Source organism: Streptomyces sp. CNT360, assembly GCF_000424785.1.
In genome coordinates this window covers 1-19,592 of sequence record NZ_AUKO01000027.1, presented here as the reverse complement: position 1 = coordinate 19,592, position 19,592 = coordinate 1, and the positions used below count along the sequence as shown (strand labels likewise).

9 protein-coding genes, 1 tRNA gene, 1 rRNA gene and 1 pseudogene are annotated in these 19,592 nt (G+C 70.0%); 1 reads left to right on the top strand and 11 read right to left on the bottom strand.

Annotated elements, in window-relative coordinates:
• Positions 1-20: 20 nt before the first annotated feature.
• The 8 genes and pseudogenes from H297_RS0120410 to H297_RS0120375 form a co-directional block, all read right to left on the bottom strand.
• On the bottom strand, positions 21-401 hold the full coding sequence (locus tag H297_RS0120410) for a helix-turn-helix domain-containing protein (protein WP_027738573.1): 381 nt from the start codon (positions 399-401) through the stop codon (positions 21-23).
• A gap of 130 nt (positions 402-531) precedes the next feature.
• Positions 532-1,149 (bottom strand): CinA family protein, encoded by a 618-nt coding sequence (locus tag H297_RS0120405; protein WP_051352032.1) that lies wholly within the window; start codon positions 1,147-1,149, stop codon positions 532-534.
• A gap of 212 nt (positions 1,150-1,361) precedes the next feature.
• Positions 1,362-2,228, bottom strand: a pseudogene (gene pgsA / locus H297_RS37480) (CDP-diacylglycerol--glycerol-3-phosphate 3-phosphatidyltransferase); the annotation flags it as partial.
• The gene (gene rimO, locus H297_RS37475) at positions 2,225-3,883 is read right to left on the bottom strand and encodes a 30S ribosomal protein S12 methylthiotransferase RimO (protein WP_078514371.1); all 1,659 of its coding nucleotides are present in this window, start codon (positions 3,881-3,883) and stop codon (positions 2,225-2,227) included. The gene rimO and the pseudogene pgsA, both read right to left, overlap by 4 nt.
• Positions 3,884-4,561: 678 nt before the next feature.
• Positions 4,562-5,362, bottom strand: a complete 801-nt coding sequence (locus H297_RS0120390) for a helix-turn-helix domain-containing protein (RefSeq protein WP_027738571.1) — start codon at positions 5,360-5,362, stop codon at positions 4,562-4,564.
• A gap of 285 nt (positions 5,363-5,647) precedes the next feature.
• Complete coding sequence (locus H297_RS0120385) at positions 5,648-8,455, bottom strand: DNA translocase FtsK (RefSeq protein ID WP_027738570.1); 2,808 nt, start codon at positions 8,453-8,455, stop codon at positions 5,648-5,650.
• Positions 8,456-8,571: 116 nt separating this feature from the next.
• Positions 8,572-9,267 (bottom strand): response regulator, encoded by a 696-nt coding sequence (locus H297_RS0120380; RefSeq protein ID WP_027738569.1) that lies wholly within the window; start codon positions 9,265-9,267, stop codon positions 8,572-8,574.
• Between the two features lie 248 nt (positions 9,268-9,515).
• On the bottom strand, positions 9,516-15,149 hold the full coding sequence (locus H297_RS0120375; protein WP_027738568.1) for a HAMP domain-containing protein: 5,634 nt from the start codon (positions 15,147-15,149) through the stop codon (positions 9,516-9,518).
• Between the two features lie 482 nt (positions 15,150-15,631).
• Here H297_RS0120375 and H297_RS0120370 point away from each other — a divergent pair, with 482 nt between their 5' ends.
• Positions 15,632-18,253 carry a SpoIIE family protein phosphatase gene (locus tag H297_RS0120370; protein ID WP_027738567.1) on the top strand — a complete coding sequence of 874 codons (2,622 nt, stop codon included), beginning with the start codon at positions 15,632-15,634 and terminating at the stop codon, positions 18,251-18,253.
• A 101-nt stretch (positions 18,254-18,354) separates the two neighbouring features.
• Here the strand turns inward: H297_RS0120370 and H297_RS0120365 are convergent.
• The 3 genes from H297_RS0120365 to rrf all read right to left on the bottom strand — a co-directional run bounded on the left by H297_RS0120365 (position 18,355) and on the right by rrf (position 19,418).
• Positions 18,355-18,430: transfer RNA gene (locus H297_RS0120365), tRNA-Thr, on the bottom strand.
• Positions 18,431-18,517: 87 nt separating this feature from the next.
• Positions 18,518-19,204 carry a DegT/DnrJ/EryC1/StrS family aminotransferase gene (locus H297_RS0120360; RefSeq protein WP_027738566.1) on the bottom strand — a complete coding sequence of 229 codons (687 nt, stop codon included), beginning with the start codon at positions 19,202-19,204 and terminating at the stop codon, positions 18,518-18,520.
• A gap of 97 nt (positions 19,205-19,301) precedes the next feature.
• Positions 19,302-19,418, bottom strand: a 5S ribosomal RNA gene (rrf, locus tag H297_RS0120355).
• Between the last annotated feature and the right edge of the window lie 174 nt (positions 19,419-19,592).

Here is a 19,592-nt window from a genome sequence, read left to right as displayed (position 1 = left end):
CGGCGGTCAGGGCACGGCTCTCAGGCCGCGACCACGTCCACGGCCTCCGTGGGCGCCTTGATGGTGACGCGCTCGCCGGGCACGTCGGTGACCGACGTGACGGACAGCGGGTTGAGCACCGGCCGCATCGGCGCGGGCACGGCGTCGCTCGCGGCGGACTCGGCCAGCTCCGCAAGTGCCAGCTCGTCGCTGACCTCCCGCATCAGCTCGGACATCCGCACATCGAGTGCGTCACAGATGGACGAGAGCAGTTCGGACGAGGCTTCCTTCTGGCCGCGCTCGACCTCGGAGAGGTAACCGAGCGAGACCCGGGCGGACGAAGAGACTTCGCGCAGGGTCCGACCCTGGCGTTGGCGCTGCCGACGCAGCACGTCACCCAACAGGCGACGGAGCAGAATCATCGGTGCTCCTCCCTCTCAACGCGCGGCGTCTTCCACAGCCTGTATCGGGACGGCCAGTTGGCCCCGACTACTTCAGGCTCCACCGTACCGCCTTGACAGGCAGCCGTGCGGGGAGCGATGTCGTGTTCACTCAGGGCTGCAAACATCCCTTCCCCCCGGTCTGTTCCCTATCCTGCCCTCCGCTGTTTCCGATCAGTTCCCTGTAGAGCAGCTCAAGGGCTCCTTGGACACTCTCCGTACGAATACCAGCACGTACACGTTCCACGGCTTCCTCACCGCCGTCACCTGCTCGGTCGCCGCTCCTGCTGCCTTCGAACCGCAGCTTGTCGGCCACCGTCCGGGCCGTCTCGAAATCCGCCTCCGCCTGCCTGGCCCCGGGCCCTGCGACGGCGACGTAGACCGTGCCGACCGGCTGCCCGTCCTGGGGCTCGGGCCCGGCCACACCCGTCGTCGCGACGCCCCAGTCCGCGCCGAGCGCCGTACGTACGCCCTGGGCCATCTGGCGTGCGACCTCCGGGTCGACGGCGCCCCGCTCCTCAAGGAGTGCCCCGTCCACACCGAGTACATCCCTCTTCAGCCGGGTCGCGTACGCCGTGACCGAACCCAGGAAGGCGCGTGAGGCCCCGGGGACGGCGGTGAGCTCGGCGGCGATCAGTCCGCCGGTCAGAGACTCGGCGACAGCCAAGGTCTCACCCCGCTCCGTGAGCAGGGCCAGGGCACCACCGGCACGGGACTTCACTTCCGTCACGCCCCTTCGTCTCCCTCCTGCTCCCGTCCCGCTCCGGGCCTCTCGTACCCGGCGGCTCGGTCCGGTTCGCCGGCTGCGGGGCTGCGGCTGATCGAGTCACCGTCGCCCGATGTGTCATTCCCCGTCTTCCGGGTGCCCGGTTCCTCGGCAGCCGATCCGCTCGCCCGGGATCCCGATGTGACCGATTTCTCGGCAGCCGATGCGCCGGTCGGGGTGTCACCGGTCCCCTGCACGCCGCCTTCCGCCCGCCCGGTCCTCTCCCCGGCTCGTGTCGCACCCGCCTCCTGGGGCCCGCCGGCCTCCTCGGTCTCACCGATGGCTTCGGCCTCGCCGTTCCTGGTGACCTCCGTGGCCCCGTCGGCCGCCCCGGCTTCGCCGGTGTCCTCCGGACCGCCGGGCATTCCGGTCGCGTCGCCGGCCGTGCCGCGAGCCGCCTCGGCCGCCTCCGCCGCGGCCGCCAGCCCCGCGCGGCGCAGAACGACCGCTTGGCGCACATAGTCGAGTCCCGTGACGACGGTCAGTACGACGGCCACGGCCATCACCCACCACCGTACGGTCGCCAGCGGCCCGGTCAGCGCGAGGACGTACATGCCCACGGCGACGCCCTGGGCGAGCGTCTTCAGCTTGCCGCCGCGGCTGGCAGGAATGACCCCGTGTCTGATCACCCAGAACCGCATCAGCGTGATCCCCAGCTCGCGGAAGAGAATCACTCCGGTGACCCACCACGGCAGGTCGGAGAGGGCCGAGAGGCAGATCAGCGCGGCACCCATGATCGCCTTGTCCGCGATCGGGTCGGCGATCTTGCCGAAGTCGGTCACGAGGTCGTGCCGCCGCGCCAGCTCACCGTCGAACAGATCGGTGATCATGGCCACGGTGAACGCCGCCCAGGCGAACGAGCGCCACGCCGGGTCGTGACCGCCGTCGGCAATCATGAGGAGCACGAACGCCGGCACCAGCAGCAGCCGGATCATGGTGAGGACGTTCGCGATGTTCCACAGGCTCACGGTGCGCCCGGTGCCCGCCGCCTGCGGCTGCTGGACGGTGCCGCGCCGCGCAGCCGAGGCCGGGGCTCCCGTCATCTGCCGGCCTCCTCGCTGACTGCACTGGCTGCGTGAGTCGCGGCATCGGCTTCCCGGCGAGTGGCCGGAACAGTACGGTCCTCTCCGAGCGCGACCGCCTCGCGTGGCGTCTCGCCGCCCGGTCCGGACAGCGGCTCCGCGACCAGGTCCACGCCCTCGGCTGCGATCACCCTGGCCTCGACCATGCGGCCCACCGCGGCGGCCTGTCCCACGCCGGGAGCGGTGCCGACGCCGTCCCCCGGCACCTCCAGACGCACCTGTCCGTCGGTCTCCGGGGCCTGATGTGCACCACGCCCCAACGGTCCCTCGTCCTCCTCCACGGACTCCACCAGTACCCGCACGGTCTCCCCCACACGCTCCTCGGCGCGCTGGGCCGTCAGCTCCTCGGCGAGCTGCGAGAGGTGCGCGAGACGCCGTGCGACCTCGTCCTCGGGGACCTTCTCCGCGTAGCCGGCGGCCTCGGTCCCCTCCTCGTCGGAGTACCCGAACACACCGATCGCATCCAGCCGCGCCTCGGTGAGGAACCGCTCGAGCTCGGCCAGGTCCCGCTCGCTCTCACCGGGGAAACCGACGATGAAGTTGGAGCGCACCCCGGCCTGCGGAGCCCGCTTTCTGATCTCCTCCAGCAGCCCGAGGAAGCGGTCGGTGTCCCCGAAGCGCCGCATGGACCGCAGCACACCCGGGGCCGAGTGCTGGAAGGACAGGTCGAAGTAGGGGGCCACCTTCTCGGTGCCGGTGAGGACGTCGATCAGTCCGGGCCGCATCTCTGCCGGCTGGAGATAGCTGACGCGCACCCGCTCGATGCCGTCGACGGAGGCGAGCTCGGGCAGCAGCGTCTCCAGGAGCCGGATGTCGCCCAGGTCCTTGCCGTAGGAGGTGTTGTTCTCCGAGACGAGCATGACCTCGCGGACGCCCTGCTCGGCCAGCCAGCGGGTTTCGGACAGCACATCCGCAGGGCGGCGGGAGATGAACGAACCGCGAAAGGAGGGGATGGCACAGAACGAGCAGCGGCGGTCGCAGCCGGAGGCGAGCTTCACGGAGGCGACAGGGCTGCTCCCGAGCCGACGCCGCAGCGGGGCACGCGGGCCCGAGGCGGGCGCCACACCCTCCGGCAGGTCCGCGGGGGCCGACGCCCCCGCCTGCTCCGCGTCCGGGGCCCCGCCGGAGTCCGGAGAGCCGTGCCCGGGGAGGGCCACGCTCGCGCCCTGCCGTTCCGCGGGGCTGACGGGCAGCAGCTTGCGCCGGTCACGCGGAACGTGCGGAGCGTGTACGCCGCCGCTCAGGATGGTCTGCAGCCGGTCGGAGATGTCGGTGTAGTCGTCGAAACCGAGCACGCCGTCGGCCTCGGGAAGGGCGTCGGCGAGTTCCTTGCCGTACCGCTCGGCCATGCAGCCGACGGCCACCACGGCCTGGGTTCTGCCCTCGCCCTCGCGGGCGGCGCTCTTGAGGTCGTTGGCCTCCAGCAGGGCGTCGACGGAGTCCTTCTTGGCGGCCTCGACGAAACCGCACGTGTTGACGACGGCGACATCCGCCTCGGCGGCTTCCTCGACGAGGTCCCAGCCATCCGCCGCCAGGCGGCCTGCGAGCTCCTCCGAGTCCACCTCGTTACGTGCGCAGCCGAGAGTGACAAGGGCGACGGTACGGCGTTCGGGCATGGGCTCAGCCTACTTCGTCCCGTCCCCTGCCCCCGCCGCCAGGTGGGGACCGCACAGCTCACCGGCGACCTGTGCCCGGTACACGCACCGCACCCCGCGCCGGTGGCGCGGGGCTTCGGCCGACTGCGACTCTGCCGCAGTTTCGGTCAGGACCGGCCGGGAAGAGCCGCGGGTCGGCAGAGGCCAGCGGCCGGGCCGGCCGTGGACCGGCCAGGGGCCAACGGAAGTTGCCTTGGGTCTGCCGGGAACGTGGGACCGGCTGGCGACGGCACACCGTCCGCACCGGCGGGCCGGGCGGCCGACGGACCGGAGGAGTTCAGCAGACAGGCCGAGCAGGCGGCAGTCGGCGACCGGTGGGGCGTCGAGCCGGTGGGCCGCTCCCGTCGGACGCCGTTCGGACAGCCGGGCAGCCGACGGGCCAGGAGACGGCAACCGGTTTCCAGCAGGGAACGGCCGACGGATGAGCGGGGCACCGGCCAGTGCTCGTCGGCTGATCGAACGCCCCCGGGCGGGCCGGGGGAGAAGGAAGCGGCGTCGTACGGCCCTCGGGCGGCCGGGCGGCTGTCCGGACCAGGCCGCGCTCCCACCGCGAGGTCCCGGCACCGTGGCACCGGCAGCGGAGAGCGGGCGCCGTGGGCCGAGAGGCACCGGTGACGGGGGTTGCGGACCGGGGCCGGGTCAGCCGGCTTCGGGGTCGCCGGGGGTGTAGCTGAGGCGCTGGACCTGGCCCACTTCGCCCGCATGCTTGACCTCCTTGCCGTTGACGAACAGTTTCACGCCACCGGAGTTGCCCAGCACCAGGTTGAGCCGTTTGTCATCGGTAAGCGTCTTGGACTGCCCTTCCTTGAGCACCCCCTCGTGGACCAGCTTCCCGTTGTGGTCCTTCGCGGAGACCCAGCTGTTGCCCTCTTCCGCGGTCATGCGGACGGTGACCTTGTCGGCCGGGGCGCCCGCGATGGCGCTCTCGGAGGGCTTGGGGTCACTGCTCTGGGAGGGGGTGGGTGTGCCGCTCTTGGACGGACTTTCGGAGGGGACGTCCTCGGCCACCTGCTTGCCGGACTCCTCATCACCGCCGCCGCTGACGAGGGTGAAGCCGACGAAGCCGATCACCGCGACGATGGCCGCGACCATGGCCGCCGTCCAGTTGGGCCTGCGGGGCTCGGGACGGATGCGCTCGGCGTCGAAGAGCGTGGCCGGCGCGGTCGGCTCGGGGCGTCCACCGTGCTCCGCGTCGAACTGTTCGACCAGCGCGTCGCCGTCGAGACCGACCGCGCGTGCGAGCGTGCGGATGTGGCCGCGGGCGTACACGTCACCGCCGCACCGGGAGTAGTCGTCCTGCTCGATCGCCTGCACGATGGGAACCCGCACCCGCGTGGAGGTACTGACCTCCTCCACACTCAGCCGTGCGTCGATGCGGGCCTGTCGGAGGGCTCGACCGACCGAAGGCCGGTCCTCTTCGGGTGAGTTGCCGATGGACACGGGTGCGCCTTTCGAGCGTGTCGCCACCTGCTGGAGGTTCAGTCTAGGGGCGGGGCAAAAGGGTGGGGCAAGCGGGCGGAGCGACTTTGTACGCCATATGCACAGGCCGCATACGGCGCGGCAGAGAGGGCGGGCGCCCGCGCGCGAGCGGGTAGCTGAGCGCCTGAGCGGCCTCTTCCCTCAACTTGACGTATGACCCGCGGAAACGGTTGCCTCGCTCGTCCTTTCGAGTGAGCTGACGGATCCGGGCCCTGTGGGGCGACGGTCCCGCCGCCCCGGGACCGGTCACTCCCCGCCGCCTCGGATCGTCGTGAGCACCCCGTCGAGCTCGTCCGGCTTGACCAGAACGTCCCGCGCCTTGGAGCCCTCACTGGGCCCGACCACGCCGCGGGACTCCATCAGATCCATCAGCCGGCCCGCCTTGGCGAAGCCCACCCGCAGCTTGCGCTGAAGCATGGAGGTGGAGCCGAACTGGGTGGAGACGACCAGCTCCGCCGCCTGGCAGAGCAGATCCATGTCGTCGCCGATCTCCTCGTCGATCTCCTTCTTCTTGCCCTGCCCGACGGTGACGTCGTCCCGGAAGACGGGGGCCATCTGCGCCTTGCAGTGCTCGACGACTCGGCGGATCTCCTGTTCGTCGACGTAGGCGCCCTGCATACGGGTCGGCTTGCCGGCGCCCATCGGCAGGAAGAGCCCGTCGCCCTTGCCGATCAGTTTCTCGGCACCCGCCTGGTCGAGGATGACGCGGCTGTCGGCGAGGGAGGAGGTGGAGAAGCCGAGCCGGGAGGGGACGTTCGCCTTGATCAGGCCGGTGACCACGTCCACGGAGGGGCGCTGGGTGGCCAGCACGAGGTGGATGCCCGCAGCTCGCGCCAGCTGTGTGATGCGCACGATCGCGTCCTCGACGTCGCGCGGGGCGACCATCATCAGGTCCGCCAGCTCGTCCACGATCACCAGCAGGTAGGGATACGGCGCCAGTTCCCGTTCGCTGCCCTCGGGGGCCGAGATCCGGCCGGCGCGTACCGCCTCGTTGAAGTCGTCGATGTGGCGGAACCCGAACGCCGCCAGGTCGTCGTAGCGCAGGTCCATCTCGCGGACCACCCACTGGAGCGCCTCGGCCGCCTTCTTCGGGTTGGTGATGATCGGTGTGATGAGATGCGGAATGCCCTCGTAGGCGGTCAGCTCCACCCGCTTGGGGTCGACCAGTACCAGCCGCACGTCCTCCGGGGTCGCCCGGACCATCACCGAAGTGATGAGGCAGTTGATGCAGGACGACTTACCGGACCCGGTGGCGCCCGCGACGAGGATGTGCGGCATCTTCGCCAGGTTGGCCGAGACGTAGCCGCCCTCGACATCCTTGCCGAGCCCCACCAGCAGCGGGTGGTCGTCCTCCACCGACTCCGCGGAGCGCAGCACGTCACCCAGGTTGACCATCTCGCGGTCGCTGTTGGGGATCTCGATACCGACGGCTGACTTGCCGGGAATCGGGTTGATGATCCGCACATCCGGGCTGGCGACCGCGTACGCGATGTTCTTGGCCAGGGCGGTGATCTTCTCGACCTTCACGCCGGGGCCCAGCTCGATCTCGTAGCGGGTGACCGTCGGACCGCGGGTGAACCCGGTGACGGCGGCATCCACCTTGAACTCCGTGAACACGGTGGTCAGCGATGCCACCACCTGGTCGTTGACCGCGCTGCGGGCACGCCCCGGGCCCCCTCGCTCCAGCAGGTCCAGGGACGGCAGCGCGTAGGTGATGTCACCGGAGAGCTGGAGCTGTTCGGCCCGCTGGGGCAGGTCCGCGGGCTCGGGTGGTGCGGGCGCCTTGGTCAGATCCGGTACCGCGCTGCGCCCGGAGTCCTCCTCGCCGCCCTGCCCGGCCCCGTCCTGGCCGGTGCCGGAGCCCCGTCCGGCCGGCTCGCCGGGGGCGGAGTCCGCACCGCGTGCGCTGGGCACCGCACCGTCGGCGGACTGCTGACGGCGCCCCTTCCCGCGCGACTTGGCCACCGAACTGGTCAGGTCGGCGACCACCGGAGAGGGCTGGATGCCGTTGACCACGGCACCGTCCAGCGAGGCGGCGGCAGCGGCGGCCACGTCGACGGCGTCCAGGGTGCGCTCGGCGCCGTCCTCCTCGAACGCCTCGGCACCCTCGGGCAGCGGCTGCTGCCGGGCGCCCGCTGCCCGCTTGCCCTTGCGCGCCGTACGACGGCTGTCGAGGGCCTCCTTCTCGGCGAGGGAGGGATCGATGTACTCCTTGCGCATGCTGTGCGCGCGGCGTGCGCCGGTTTCGTCGTGCTCGGCGTCGTAGTCGTAACCGGCGACGGGCTGGATGATGCCCAGCCGTATCCCGGCGGCGCGCAGCCGCTGCGGAATGGCGTTGACCGGCGTCGCCGTCACCACCAGCAGGCCGAAGACCGTGATGAGCACCAGCAGCGCCACCGCCAGCATCTCCCCGACGGTGAAGATCAGCGGCCGGGAGACGGCCCAGCCGATCAGGCCGCCCGCGTCCCGCAGCGCGTCGTCGCCCTTGTCCCGGCCGGGTGCCCCGCAGCCGAGGTGCACCAGCCCGAGCACGCCGATGACGAGGGCCGAAAGCCCGATGACGATACGCCCGTTGGCCTCCGGCTTCTCCGGGTGCCGGAAGAGTCGGACGGCGATGACGGCGAGCAGTATCGGTACGACCAGGTCGAGCCGGCCGAAGGCGCCGGTCACCAGCATCTCCACCAGATCGCCCATCGGGCCCTGCAGGTTGGACCAGGTGCCCGCCGCCACGATCAGCGCCAGCCCGAGCAGCAGCAAGGCGAGCCCGTCCTTGCGGTGCGCCGGATCGAGGGCCTTTCCACTGCGCCCTATCCCGCGGAAGACACCGGCCACGGCGTGCGCCAGCCCCAGCCAGCACGCCTTCAGCACCCGCAGGACGCCACTGGTGGGAGACGGCGCCCCCTTGCCCTTGGCCGGCTTGGCAGCGGCCTTCTTCGCCGGAGCCTTCTTGGCCGCTGCCTTCTTCGCCGGGGCGGGTTTCGAGGCCTTCGGCGCAGCCTTCTTCGCGGGCGCCTTCTTGGCTGCCTTCCCTGTTCCCGACGCACGTGAGGCCATAGGTGTGAGGTTACCTGTGCGGAGCACCCGAGGCACGGATGGCCGGGGACGGAGGCACGCCGATGGACAGAGGTACGCCGGAGCGGGCGGCCTGGACACCTGGAGGGGGCCCGGCGTCAGTTCTGCGAGGGCACCTGGGTGGAGTGGTCGCCGTCGGTGCCGGGCTCCAGAGCGTCAAGTGCCCGGCGCAGCCCCGCCAGTTTCCGCTCCAGATGGGCGGCGGTGGCGGCCGTCGCGGCGTCGGTCGAGTCGCCCAACTGCTTGGTGAGAGCCTCGGCCTGCTCCTCGACGGCGGCGAGTCTCGCCGAGAGTTCGACCAGCAGTCCGGGAGCCTCGCCGCCGTCCTCGGACGACTCGGGGCGCTGCTGGCCGCCGTTGCCCTCCAACTGGAGCCGCAGCAGCGACGCCTGCTCGCGCAACTGGACGTTCTTCATGTACAGGTCGACGAAGACCGAGACCTTCGCCCGCAGCACCCACGGGTCGAAGGGCTTGGAGATGTAGTCGACGGCACCTGCCGCGTAGCCGCGGAAGGTGTGGTGCGGGCCGTGGTTGATGGCCGTGAGGAAGATGATCGGGATGTCGCGGGTGCGCTCGCGGCGCTTGATATGCGCGGCTGTCTCGAAACCGTCCATGCCCGGCATCTGGACATCCAGCAGAATGACCGCGAAGTCGTCCGTCAACAGCGCTTTGAGCGCTTCCTCCCCAGACGATGCCCGCACCAGCGTCTGATCGAGCGCGGAGAGAATGGCCTCCAGCGCCAGCAGATTCTCCGGCCGGTCATCGACCAGGAGGATCTTGGCCTTCTGCACCATGGCCCGTCCTCCTCGCCCCGGCAGCCTTTCGGACGCCGCCCCTGGGAGCGGCTCTCTGTCGCCGCCGCCCGTCCTTGTGCCGGTCATGGTAGCCGCACCCTGCGGTCCGCCACACCCTGTCACCGTGATGTCACTGTGCACGTAGCAGAAACGCCCCAGAGGACCAAAAGGTTCCCGGCTTACCGCATCACCACACGCGCTCGACCACACTGAGTCAGCATGTGGCCCTCAGCGACACGTTGTCACACTCACCCGCCGATGATCCACCGCCTCATGACGGACAGCAGGTGGTCGGTGTCCACGGGCTTGGTCACATAGTCCGAGGCACCCGATTCGATGCTCTTCTCCCGGTCGCCCTTCATCGCCTTGGCCGTCAGCGCGATGATCGGCAACCCGGCGAACTGGGGCATCTTACGGATCGCCGCCGTCGTCGCGTAGCCGTCCATCTCCGGCATCATGATGTCCATCAGCACCACGGCCGCGTCGTCGTGCTGTTCGAGCACCTCGATGCCCTCCCGGCCGTTCTCCGCGTAGAGCACCTGCAGACCGTGCTGCTCCAGCACGCTGGTGAGGGCGAACACGTTGCGGATGTCGTCGTCGACGATCAGCACCTTGCGGCCCGCGAGATCGCTCGCGGCGCCCGCACCGGCAGGCGGCCTCTCCTCGCTCACCTGGAGGTCGGTGGCCTCCCGGCCCGGCTGGGCCGCCGCCTCCTCCGCACCGGCCTGACCGCCGTTTCCGGCCACCACGCCCTGCGCCTGGGTCTCGTCCGCCGCACGGCCGGCGGCAGCGCCGTTCTGGGACTGCGCGGGCTGCGCCTCCGGGGGCAGTTCGGGCTGTGCCTGCCCGCTGGCATCCCGCAGCCGCCGCCGGTCGGCCAGCCTGTGCGCGGCCTCCTCGGCGGTCAGCTCCACCCCGGGCACCTGCCCGGCGCCGGACGGCGCACCGCCTCCCGCCTCCCGCGGCGCACTCTCCCCCACGGCCCCCTGCGCCTCGGGCAGCGCCGCCGGAGTGGTCGCGCTGGGAGGCAGCTGGGCATACCCCTGCGGCGGCAGCTCGGTCGGATGCAGCGGCAGGTACAGCGTGAACGTCGAGCCGCGGCCCGGCTCGCTGGCCGCGAAGATCTCACCGCCCAGCAGCCGGGCGATCTCCCGGCTGATGGACAGCCCCAGGCCGGTGCCGCCGTACTTGCGCGAGGTGGTGCCGTCGGCCTGCTTGAACGCCTCGAAGATGACCCGCATCTTGCTCTGCGCGATGCCGATACCGGTGTCGGTCACCGAGAAGGCCACCAATTCCGCCTCCGGGTCGCGCAGCGAACCGTTCTCCAGCATCTGCTCGCGGATCGAGTCGGGCACATCGGAGCGCGCGGAGCGGATCACCAGCTCCACGGCGCCGCTGTCGGTGAACTTCACCGCGTTGGACAACAGGTTGCGCAGCACCTGCAGCAGCCGCTGTTCGTCGGTGTGCAGCGTGGCGGGCAGCTCCGGGGAGACACTCACCGAGAAGTCGAGCCCCTTCTCGACCGTCAGCGGGCGGAAGGTGGCCTCCACATAGTCCACCAACTGCACCAGCGCGATGCGTGTCGGGCTGACATCCATCTTGCCCGCCTCGACCTTCGACAGGTCCAGGATGTCGTTGATCAGCTGGAGCAGGTCCGAGCCGGCGCCGTGGATCGTCTCGGCGAACTCCACCTGCTTGGGCGTCAGGTTGCTCTCCGCGTTGTCCGCCAGCAGCTTGGCCAGGATCAGCAGCGAGTTGAGCGGCGTGCGCAGCTCGTGCGACATGTTGGCCAGGAACTCGGACTTGTAGCGCATCGAGACCGAGAGCTGCTCTGCGCGCTCCTCCAGGACCTGCCGCGCCTCCTCGATCTCCCGGTTTTTGATCTCGATGTCGCTGTTGGTCTGTGCGAGCTGTTCGGCCTTCTCCTCCAGCGCAGCGTTCGATTCCTGGAGCGCCTTCTGGCGGTTCTCCAGCTCGGCCGAACGGTCCCGCAGCTGGGACGTCAGCTCCTGCGACTGTTCCAGCAGCCGTTCGGTACGCATGTTGACGCTGATGGTGTTGACGCTGGTCGCGATCATTTCCGCGATCTGGTTCAGGAAGTCCCGCTGGATCTGCCCGAACGACTGGAAGGACGCCAGCTCGATCACGCCGAGCACCGTCCCCTCGAAGATGACCGGCAGCACCACCAGGTGGGCGGGGGGCGCCTCTCCCAGGCCGGAGGAGATCTTCAGGTACCCGGCCGGGATGTTGCCCATCTCGATGGTGCGCTTCTCCTTGGCGGCCGTCCCGATGAGCGACTCGCCCGGCAGGAAGGAGGAGGGCATGCTGTCCGTGCTGTACCCGTAACTGCCCAGCAGGCGCAGCTCGTAGGAGCCGTCGTCACCGGGTCCGGCGCCCACTCCCACGGCGCCCTCGGGGGTGCCCTGGGGCAGCGCGACGAAGAAGGCGCCGTGCTGCGCCGAGACCACCGGTGTCAGCTCGCTCATGATGAGCCCGGCGACGTCCCGCAGGTCACGCCGGCCCTGCATCAGGCCGGAGATCCGCGCCAGATTGCCCTTGAGCCAGTCCTGCTCCTGGTTGGTCTGCGTGGTGTCGCGCAGGTTGGCGATCATCGTGTTGATGTAACCCTGGAGCTCCAGGATCTCGCCCGCTGCCTCGACGTCGATGTGCACGTTGTGGTCACCGCGGGTCACCGCGGTGGCCACGTCGGCGATCGCGCGCACCTGACGGGTCAGGTTGGCCGCCATCTCGTTGACGGAGTCCGTCAGATCCTTCCAGGTGCCCGCCACGCCCGGCACCCGGGCCTGACCGCCCAGCTGTCCCTCGGTGCCCACCTCGCGGGCGACCTGGGTCACCTGCTCGGCGAAGGTGGAGAGCTGGTCGACCATCGTGTTGATGGTCGTCTTGAGCTGGAGGATCTCCCCGTTCGCCTCGATGTCGATCTTCTTGGTCAGATCGCCCTTGGCGATGGCGGTCGTCACCATCGCGATCTGCCGCACCTGACCGGTCAGGTTGGACGCCATGGAGTTGACCGACTCCGTCAGGTCCTTCCACGTACCGGCCACGCCCTGGACGCGTGCCTGGCCGCCCAGCACGCCGTCCGTACCCACCTCGCGGGCCACCCGCGTGACCTGCTCGGCGAACGACGAGAGGGTGGTGACCATCGTGTTGACCGTGTCCGCGAGCTGTGCGACCTCGCCGCTGGCCTCGACAGTGACCTTCTTCGTCAGGTCACCGCCCGCGACCGCAGTGGCCACCTGCGAGATGTTCCGCACCTGGTTGGTGAGGTTGTTGGCCATGATGTTGACGTTGTCGGTCAGGTCCTTCCAGATGCCCGACACGTCGCGCACCCGCGCCTGACCGCCCAACTGCCCCTCGGTTCCCACCTCGCGGGCCACCCGCGTGACCTGCTCGGCAAACGAGGAGAGCGTGTCCACCATCGTGTTGACGGTGGTCACCAGGGCCAGCACCTCGCCCTTGGCGTCGACCGTGATCTTCTTCGACAGGTCGCCCTGGGCGACCGCCGTGGTGACCTCGGCGATGTTGCGCACCTGAGAGGTCAGATTGTTCGCCATGAAGTTCACGGACTGCGTGAGGTCCTTCCAGGTGCCCGAGACACCCTTCACCTCCGCCTGACCGCCCAGGATCCCCTCGGTGCCCACCTCCCGGGCCACCCGGGTGACCTCCTCGGCGAACGAGGAGAGCTGGTCGACCATCGTGTTCAGCGTCGTCTTCAGCTCCAGGATCTCGCCCCGGGCATCCACCTCGATCTTCTGCGACAGATCGCCCCGCGCCACCGCCGTGGCCACCTGCGAGATGTTGCGCACCTGGCCCGTCAGGTTGCCCGCCATGCCGTTGACGGAGTCCGTCAGGTCCCGCCAGACACCCGCCACGCCGGGCACCTGCGCCTGACCGCCCAGCCGTCCCTCGGTACCCACCTCGCGGGCCACCCGGGTGACCTGGTCCGCGAAGGCGGAGAGCTGGTCGACCATCGTGTTGATCGTGTTCTTCAGCTCCAGGATCTCGCCCCGGGCATCCACCTCGATCTTCTGCGACAGGTCACCCCTCGCCACCGCCGTCGTCACCTGCGCGATCTGCCGCACCTGGGAGGTGAGGTTGTTCGCCATGAAGTTGACGGAGTTCGTCAGGTCCTTCCACGTGCCCGAGACGCCGTCCACCCGGGCCTGGCCGCCCAGCCGGCCCTCCGTACCCACGTCCCTGGCCATCCTGGTGACCTGCTCGGCGAATGAGGACAGCTGGTCGACCATCGTGTTGACGGTGTTCTTCAGCTCCTGCATCTCACCGGAGACGTCCACGGTGACCTTCTGCGACAGATCACCGTTGGCCACCGCCGTCGTCACCTGAGCGATGTTGCGCACCTGGCCCGTCAGGTTGCGGAAGGCGGTGTTGACGGAGTCCGTCAGGTCCTTCCATGTACCGGCCGCACCGGGCACGGCCGCCTGACCGCCCAGCGTGCCCTCGACGCCGACCTCCCGCGCCACCCGCGTCACCTCGGCGCCGAACGCGGACAGCTGGTCGACCATCGTGTTGACGGTGTTCTTCAGCTCCAGCATCTCGCCTGCGACGTCCACGGTGACCTTCTGCGACAGATCACCGTTGGCCACCGCCGTCGTCACCTGCGCGATGTCCCGCACCTGCGCCGTCAGGTTGCGGAAAGCGGTGTTGGCCGAGTCCGTCAGGTCCTTCCAGATCCCGGCGGCGCCCGGCACGGCCGCCTGACCGCCCAGCACCCCGTCGGTGCCCACCTCGCTGGCCGCCCGCGTCACCTCGTCCGCGAGGGTGCGCAGCGTGTCCGTCATCGCGTTGATGGTCTCCGCGAGCTGCGCGACCTCGCCGCGCGCGTTGACGGTGATCTTCTGCGACAGGTCGCCGTTCGCGACGGCCGTCGTCACCTGAGCGATCTCCCGCACCTGGGAGGTGAGGTTGCCCGCCATCAGGTTGACGGAGTCGGTCAGGTCCTTCCACACGCCGGCGACGCCCTGCACCCGCGCCTGGCCGCCCAGCTCGCCCTCGACCCCCACCTCACGGGCGACCCGGTTGACCTCGGACTGGAAGGACGAGAGCTGGTCCACCATCGTGTTGACGGTGTTCTTCAGCTCCAGCATCTCGCCTTCGACATGCACGGTCACCTTGCGTGACAGGTCGCCCTTGGCGACCGCCGTGGTCACCAGCGCGATGTCCCGCACCTGCGCCGTCAGCCGCGAGGCCATGGTGTTGACCGAGTCCGTCAGGTCCTTCCAGGAGCCCGACATCCCCCGCACCCGCGCCTGACCGCCCAGCTTGCCCTCGGTGCCCACCTCGCGGGCCACCCGCGTCACCTCGTCCGTGAAGGCCGAGAGCTGGTCCACCAGGCCGTTGACCGTACGGCCGACCTTCAGGAACTCCCCCCGCAGCGGATGCCCGCCGCCCTCGGAACCGCGCGAGCGCAGATCCATGCGCTGCTCCAGGTCACCGTCCGCGACCGCCGTCAGCACCCTGCCGACCTCGGACACCGGCCACACCAGGTCGTCCACCAGCGCGTTCGCCGCGTCGATCGCCGAGGCCCAGGAGCCCTCACAGGTGCCCGTCTGCAGTCGCTCTGTGAGTTTCCCCTCACGTCCCACCACGCGCCGCACTCGCGACAGCTCACCCGTCAGGTGCAGATTCTGGTCGGCGACCTCGTTGAAGACGGCGGCGATCTCCGCCATCGGGCCCTCGCCGGTGACGGTCAGCCGCTTGCGGAAGTTCCCGTCCCGCATCGCCGTCAGCGCAGACAGCAGCTTGTTGACGGCAGCGGCGTCGACCTCGATCGTCCCGCTCCTGCGGGAGCGTCCGCCCTTCGCGCGCGTGTTGCCGCTACGCGCGGTTGCGCCAGACTCCACTGCCCCTCCTGCGGGTCGACCGTCCTGCCCGGGCCCATGCACTCCGAGCCTTCCCAGTGTTTCACCCTGTCCGAACCCGGCGATAACAGTTCGGCAGCATGGCATACCGCACTTCGTCGCGGGCGCTCGGGGAAAACACCCGCATCCGGCGGCCACCCACCGCGGACACGTAAGTAACCTGGCACCCGGCTGTCCGTTCACCCCCTACGGCGGGTGCTCCGCCAGGTCCACTGGGTAGGGGACTGAGATGCAGGGGGCAGCGGTGTGAGTACGACGGGCAACGGAGGGGCGCTGCGGTGACGCAAGAGCAGAGCGCCGAGCGTGCGGGCTCCCCTGCGGGGGCCCCGCGGGGGGCCGGGGGCGCACCAGAGGCAGAGGGCGCACAGGACAGCCCGAGAGATGACGCGAGCAGCACCGTCGCGGCACTGGCCGCGCAACGCACACCGGTGCGCCAGGCCGACAGGACGTCGATGGGGAGACCAGTGATCACCGCGCGAGCCGCCGCCACCTTCGAGCCGGTCGGCCGCTCCGTCGCCACCGCACGCGGCTTCGTACGCGACACCCTCCAGGGCTGGGGCCTGGCCGACATCGTCGACGACGCCGTCGTCCTCACCAGCGAGCTGGTCACCAACGCCGTCGTGCACGCCGGTACGGCGGCCGAGGTGCTGTGCCTGCGCGACGAGGACGGCGTCCGCGTCGAGGTCGTCGACCGCTACCCCGAGCGGGAGCTTCCGGTCCAGGAGACCAACCCGCAGCCGGCCGGCCCCGACCGTGAGGGTGGCCGCGGGCTGCTGCTGTGCGCGGCGCTGGCCACCCGCTGGGGCGTCGACTACACCGCCTCCGACAAGCGCGTCTGGTTCCGCCTCGACCTGCCCGAGCGCCCTGTCGGCACCCGTACCGCCGGGCCGGCCCTTCCCGACGCCGCTCTCCCGGTGACCGACTCCCGCGTCCACGTCGCCGTCGTCCAGGTCGACCGCAGCGGTTCCATCAGCTCCTGGAACGAGGACGCCACCGAGCTGTTCGACTATCCCGCCGACCAGGTCGTCGGCAAGCCGCTCACCGACTTCGCCGCCTGGCCGCACACCCCTGGCACCGGCACCGGCATCGCCGAGGCCTTGCGCCTCTCCCGCTGGGAGGGCTCCTACGGCATGCGCGGCTCCGACGGTCGCACCATCCCCGTCTACGCGTCCCACCTGCGCGTACGCGACAGCGACGGCGAGCCCTCCACCGTCTGCCTCCTCGTGCGCGAGTCCGAACGCGCCGTCCTCCAGTCGCCGCCCCGCGTGCCGTCGCACGACAACACGGGCACCGCGGGCGACAGCCGGGACCAGAGCGCCGCCGACCCGTTCGAGGTCTTCATCGGCTCTCCCCCGCCGGACGACCTCGACGGGCTCCTCCAGCGCACCGTGGAACGCGCCCGCGACATGCTGGAGGGCGACGCCGCCTACCTGCTGCTGGCCACCGACGACGAGACCGAACTGGAGGTCCGCGCCTCCACCGGGCTGCCCTCGGCACGCCAGCGCTTCGCCCGCGTCCCCGTGGAGACCGGAAGCGGACGCTACGGGTCGGCCCGGATGCCCTCCGTCCACGAGGATCTCAGCATCGTTCCCGGAGCCGTGCCGCTGCTGGACGGCACCGGCATGCGCTCCGTGGTCACCGTGCCCCTCAAGGTCGAGGGCCGGCTCACCGGTTCACTCGGAGTAGCCACCGAGGCGGCCGGGCGCTACACCAACGAGGAAGCACTCCGTCTCCAGTTCGCTGCGGACCGCATCGCCCTGGCCGTCGAGCGCGCCCGCCTGACCGAACTGGAACGGCTGCGCCGCGGCTCGCTCTCCTTCCTCGTCGAAGCCTCCGACCTGCTGGCCGGCACGCTGGACCGCGACCAGACGCTCGCCCTCATGGCCCAGATGACAGTGCCCACGCTCGCCACCTGGTGCGCCGTCTACACCGTCGCCGACCAGGGCTCGGAGCCCAAACTGTCGTACGTCCTGCACGAGGACGAGGACCGCATCGACAACCTCAAGGCCCTTCTCGCCAAGGTCGAACCACCCGAACCGGTGCCCACCCCCGGTGCCCGCATGTGGACCGCCCCTTCCGAGGCGGCGCACTCCGCCGCGCTGCGCACTTCGCTGCGCAACGTCGTCCTCGACGGGGAGGAGCACCATCTCTCGCACGGCACCACCCTCGCCACCGCCGCGACCGTCGGCGGCGAGACCGTCGTCCTCCCCCTCGTCGCCCGCAACCGCGTCATCGGCATGCTGACGCTCGGCAAGCCCACCGACGAGCGCTTCCGCCAGGAGATCCTGGAACTGGCCGAGGACCTCTCCCGCAGGGCCGCTCTCGCCCTGGACAACGCGCGCCTCTACTCGGAGCGCACAGCGATCAGCCAGTCCCTGCAGCGCAGCCTTCTGCCGCCCGACCTGCCGGAGGTTGCGGGCGGCATCGAACGCGAGGTCATCTACCGGGCGGCCGGCGAGGGCAACGAGGTCGGCGGCGACTTCTACGACCTCTTCGAGATCGCCGACGGCACCTACGGCTTCGCGATCGGCGACGTCTGCGGCACAGGTCCCGAAGCCGCAGCGGTCACCGGACTGGCGCGGCACGCCCTGCGTCTCCTCGCTCGGGAAGGCCTCGGCGGTCCCACCGTGCTCCAGCGCCTCAACACGGCCATTCTCGAAGAGGGGGCGCGCAGCCGCTTCCTCACCCTCCTGTACGGAGAGATGCGCCCCCAGGAGGACGGCAGCGCCGAACTGAAGGTCGTCTGCGCGGGCCACCCTCTGCCGCTGCGCCTGCGTCAGGACGGCAGCGTCGAATCGGCCGCCGATCCGCAGCCGTTGCTGGGCGTCATCGAGGACCTCGAACTGTACGAGCAGACCGTCACCCTGGATCCGGGTGACGTCCTGCTGTGCGTGACCGACGGCGTCACCGAACGCCGCGAGGGGACCCGCATGCTGGGCGACGACGGGCTCGCCGAAGTCCTCGCCACCTGCACCGGCCTCAACGCGGGAGCGGTTGCCGCTCGCATCATGCGTGCCGTCGAACGGTTCGCCAGTGACGCCCCGTCGGACGACATGGCCATCCTCGCCATGCGTGTACCGGAGTAACCGGCCGACGGACCCGAGCCGGTCCGCCTGACCACCGAAAGCACCGAAGCAGCCGAAAGCAGTGAAGTCCCCGTCGTGCGACGGGGACTTCACTGCTTCTATGGAGCCCCAAAACGGAATCGAACCGTTGACCTTCTCCTTACCATGGAGACGCTCTGCCGACTGAGCTATTGGGGCGCGGTCAGCGGTGAAGATCGTACCGCATCCGCTGCCTCACGTTCGACACGCGGCCCACCCGCACCACACCCCAAAGAAAAAAGCCGGCTACGAAGCCCGCTCCCTCATCAGCCCACCCAGCGCGTTGCACGCCGAAACCACTTGCTGGAGCTCCCGCTTGGTCAGGGAAGCAGCGACGGACAGCGCCATACACTCCTCCGCCGCCGCCTCCGCAACCGGTAGCCGCACCGCTTCCCGGTGCCCCGGCAACCGGTGCACCGGCACCTTCACCGGTACGTGGCAGTCCACCCCGCGCGCCCGCAACGCCTTGACGAACGCGTCCCGGTCGGGCCGCCCGTTACCCGGCACCCGCACCACATAAGAGGTGTATGCGTGCACAACCTCCGGCGGTACGAAGGGAGTCACCACCCCGCTGAGCCTCCGTTCGAGATACGCGGCATTCCGACGCCGCCGCACCGCGTCCACGGAGTCCGAACGTGCAGGTGCCTCCCACTCCACGACCTGCGTGCCGTATTTTCGCGCCAGCTCCCGCAGGCCGCCCATGTCCGCTGCTCGGCCGAAGAGATGCACGGGCACCAGAGCGGAAGTCCGCTCCGTCAGTACGGCCTCGACCGCGTCCGGATCCAGGCAGAAGCTCTCGGCGTCGATGTCCGCACACACCGGCCGCGCTCCCCACGCACGTACCGCCTCAGCGACTTCCGCACCACCGAACGCGGGCAGCACGACCTCGTCCCCCGCGCGGACGCCGGCCAGTGCCAGCTGTGTCGTCTCCATGGGGCGGATGCTGTCCAGCCTGCGTGAACACCGGGTGACAGCAAACAAAAAAGCCGTGGGCCCCGGATCGAAATCCGAGGCCCACGGCCTAGATTGAGTTCGGCGGCGTCCTACTCTCCCACACGCTCCCGCATGCAGTACCATCGGCGCTGAAAGGCTTAGCTTCCGGGTTCGGAATGTAACCGGGCGTTTCCCTCACGCTATGACCACCGAAACTCTTGTCGGGTCACCTGGATCAACAGATCCGGATCCCGGAGTCTCAATGCGAACAAGCACACTTTTCACTTGAAGTGCGGTTGTTGTCTCAGAACCCACACAGTGGACGCGAGCCTCTATGGACAAGCCCTCGGCCTATTAGTACCGGTCACCTCCACCCATTACTGGGCTT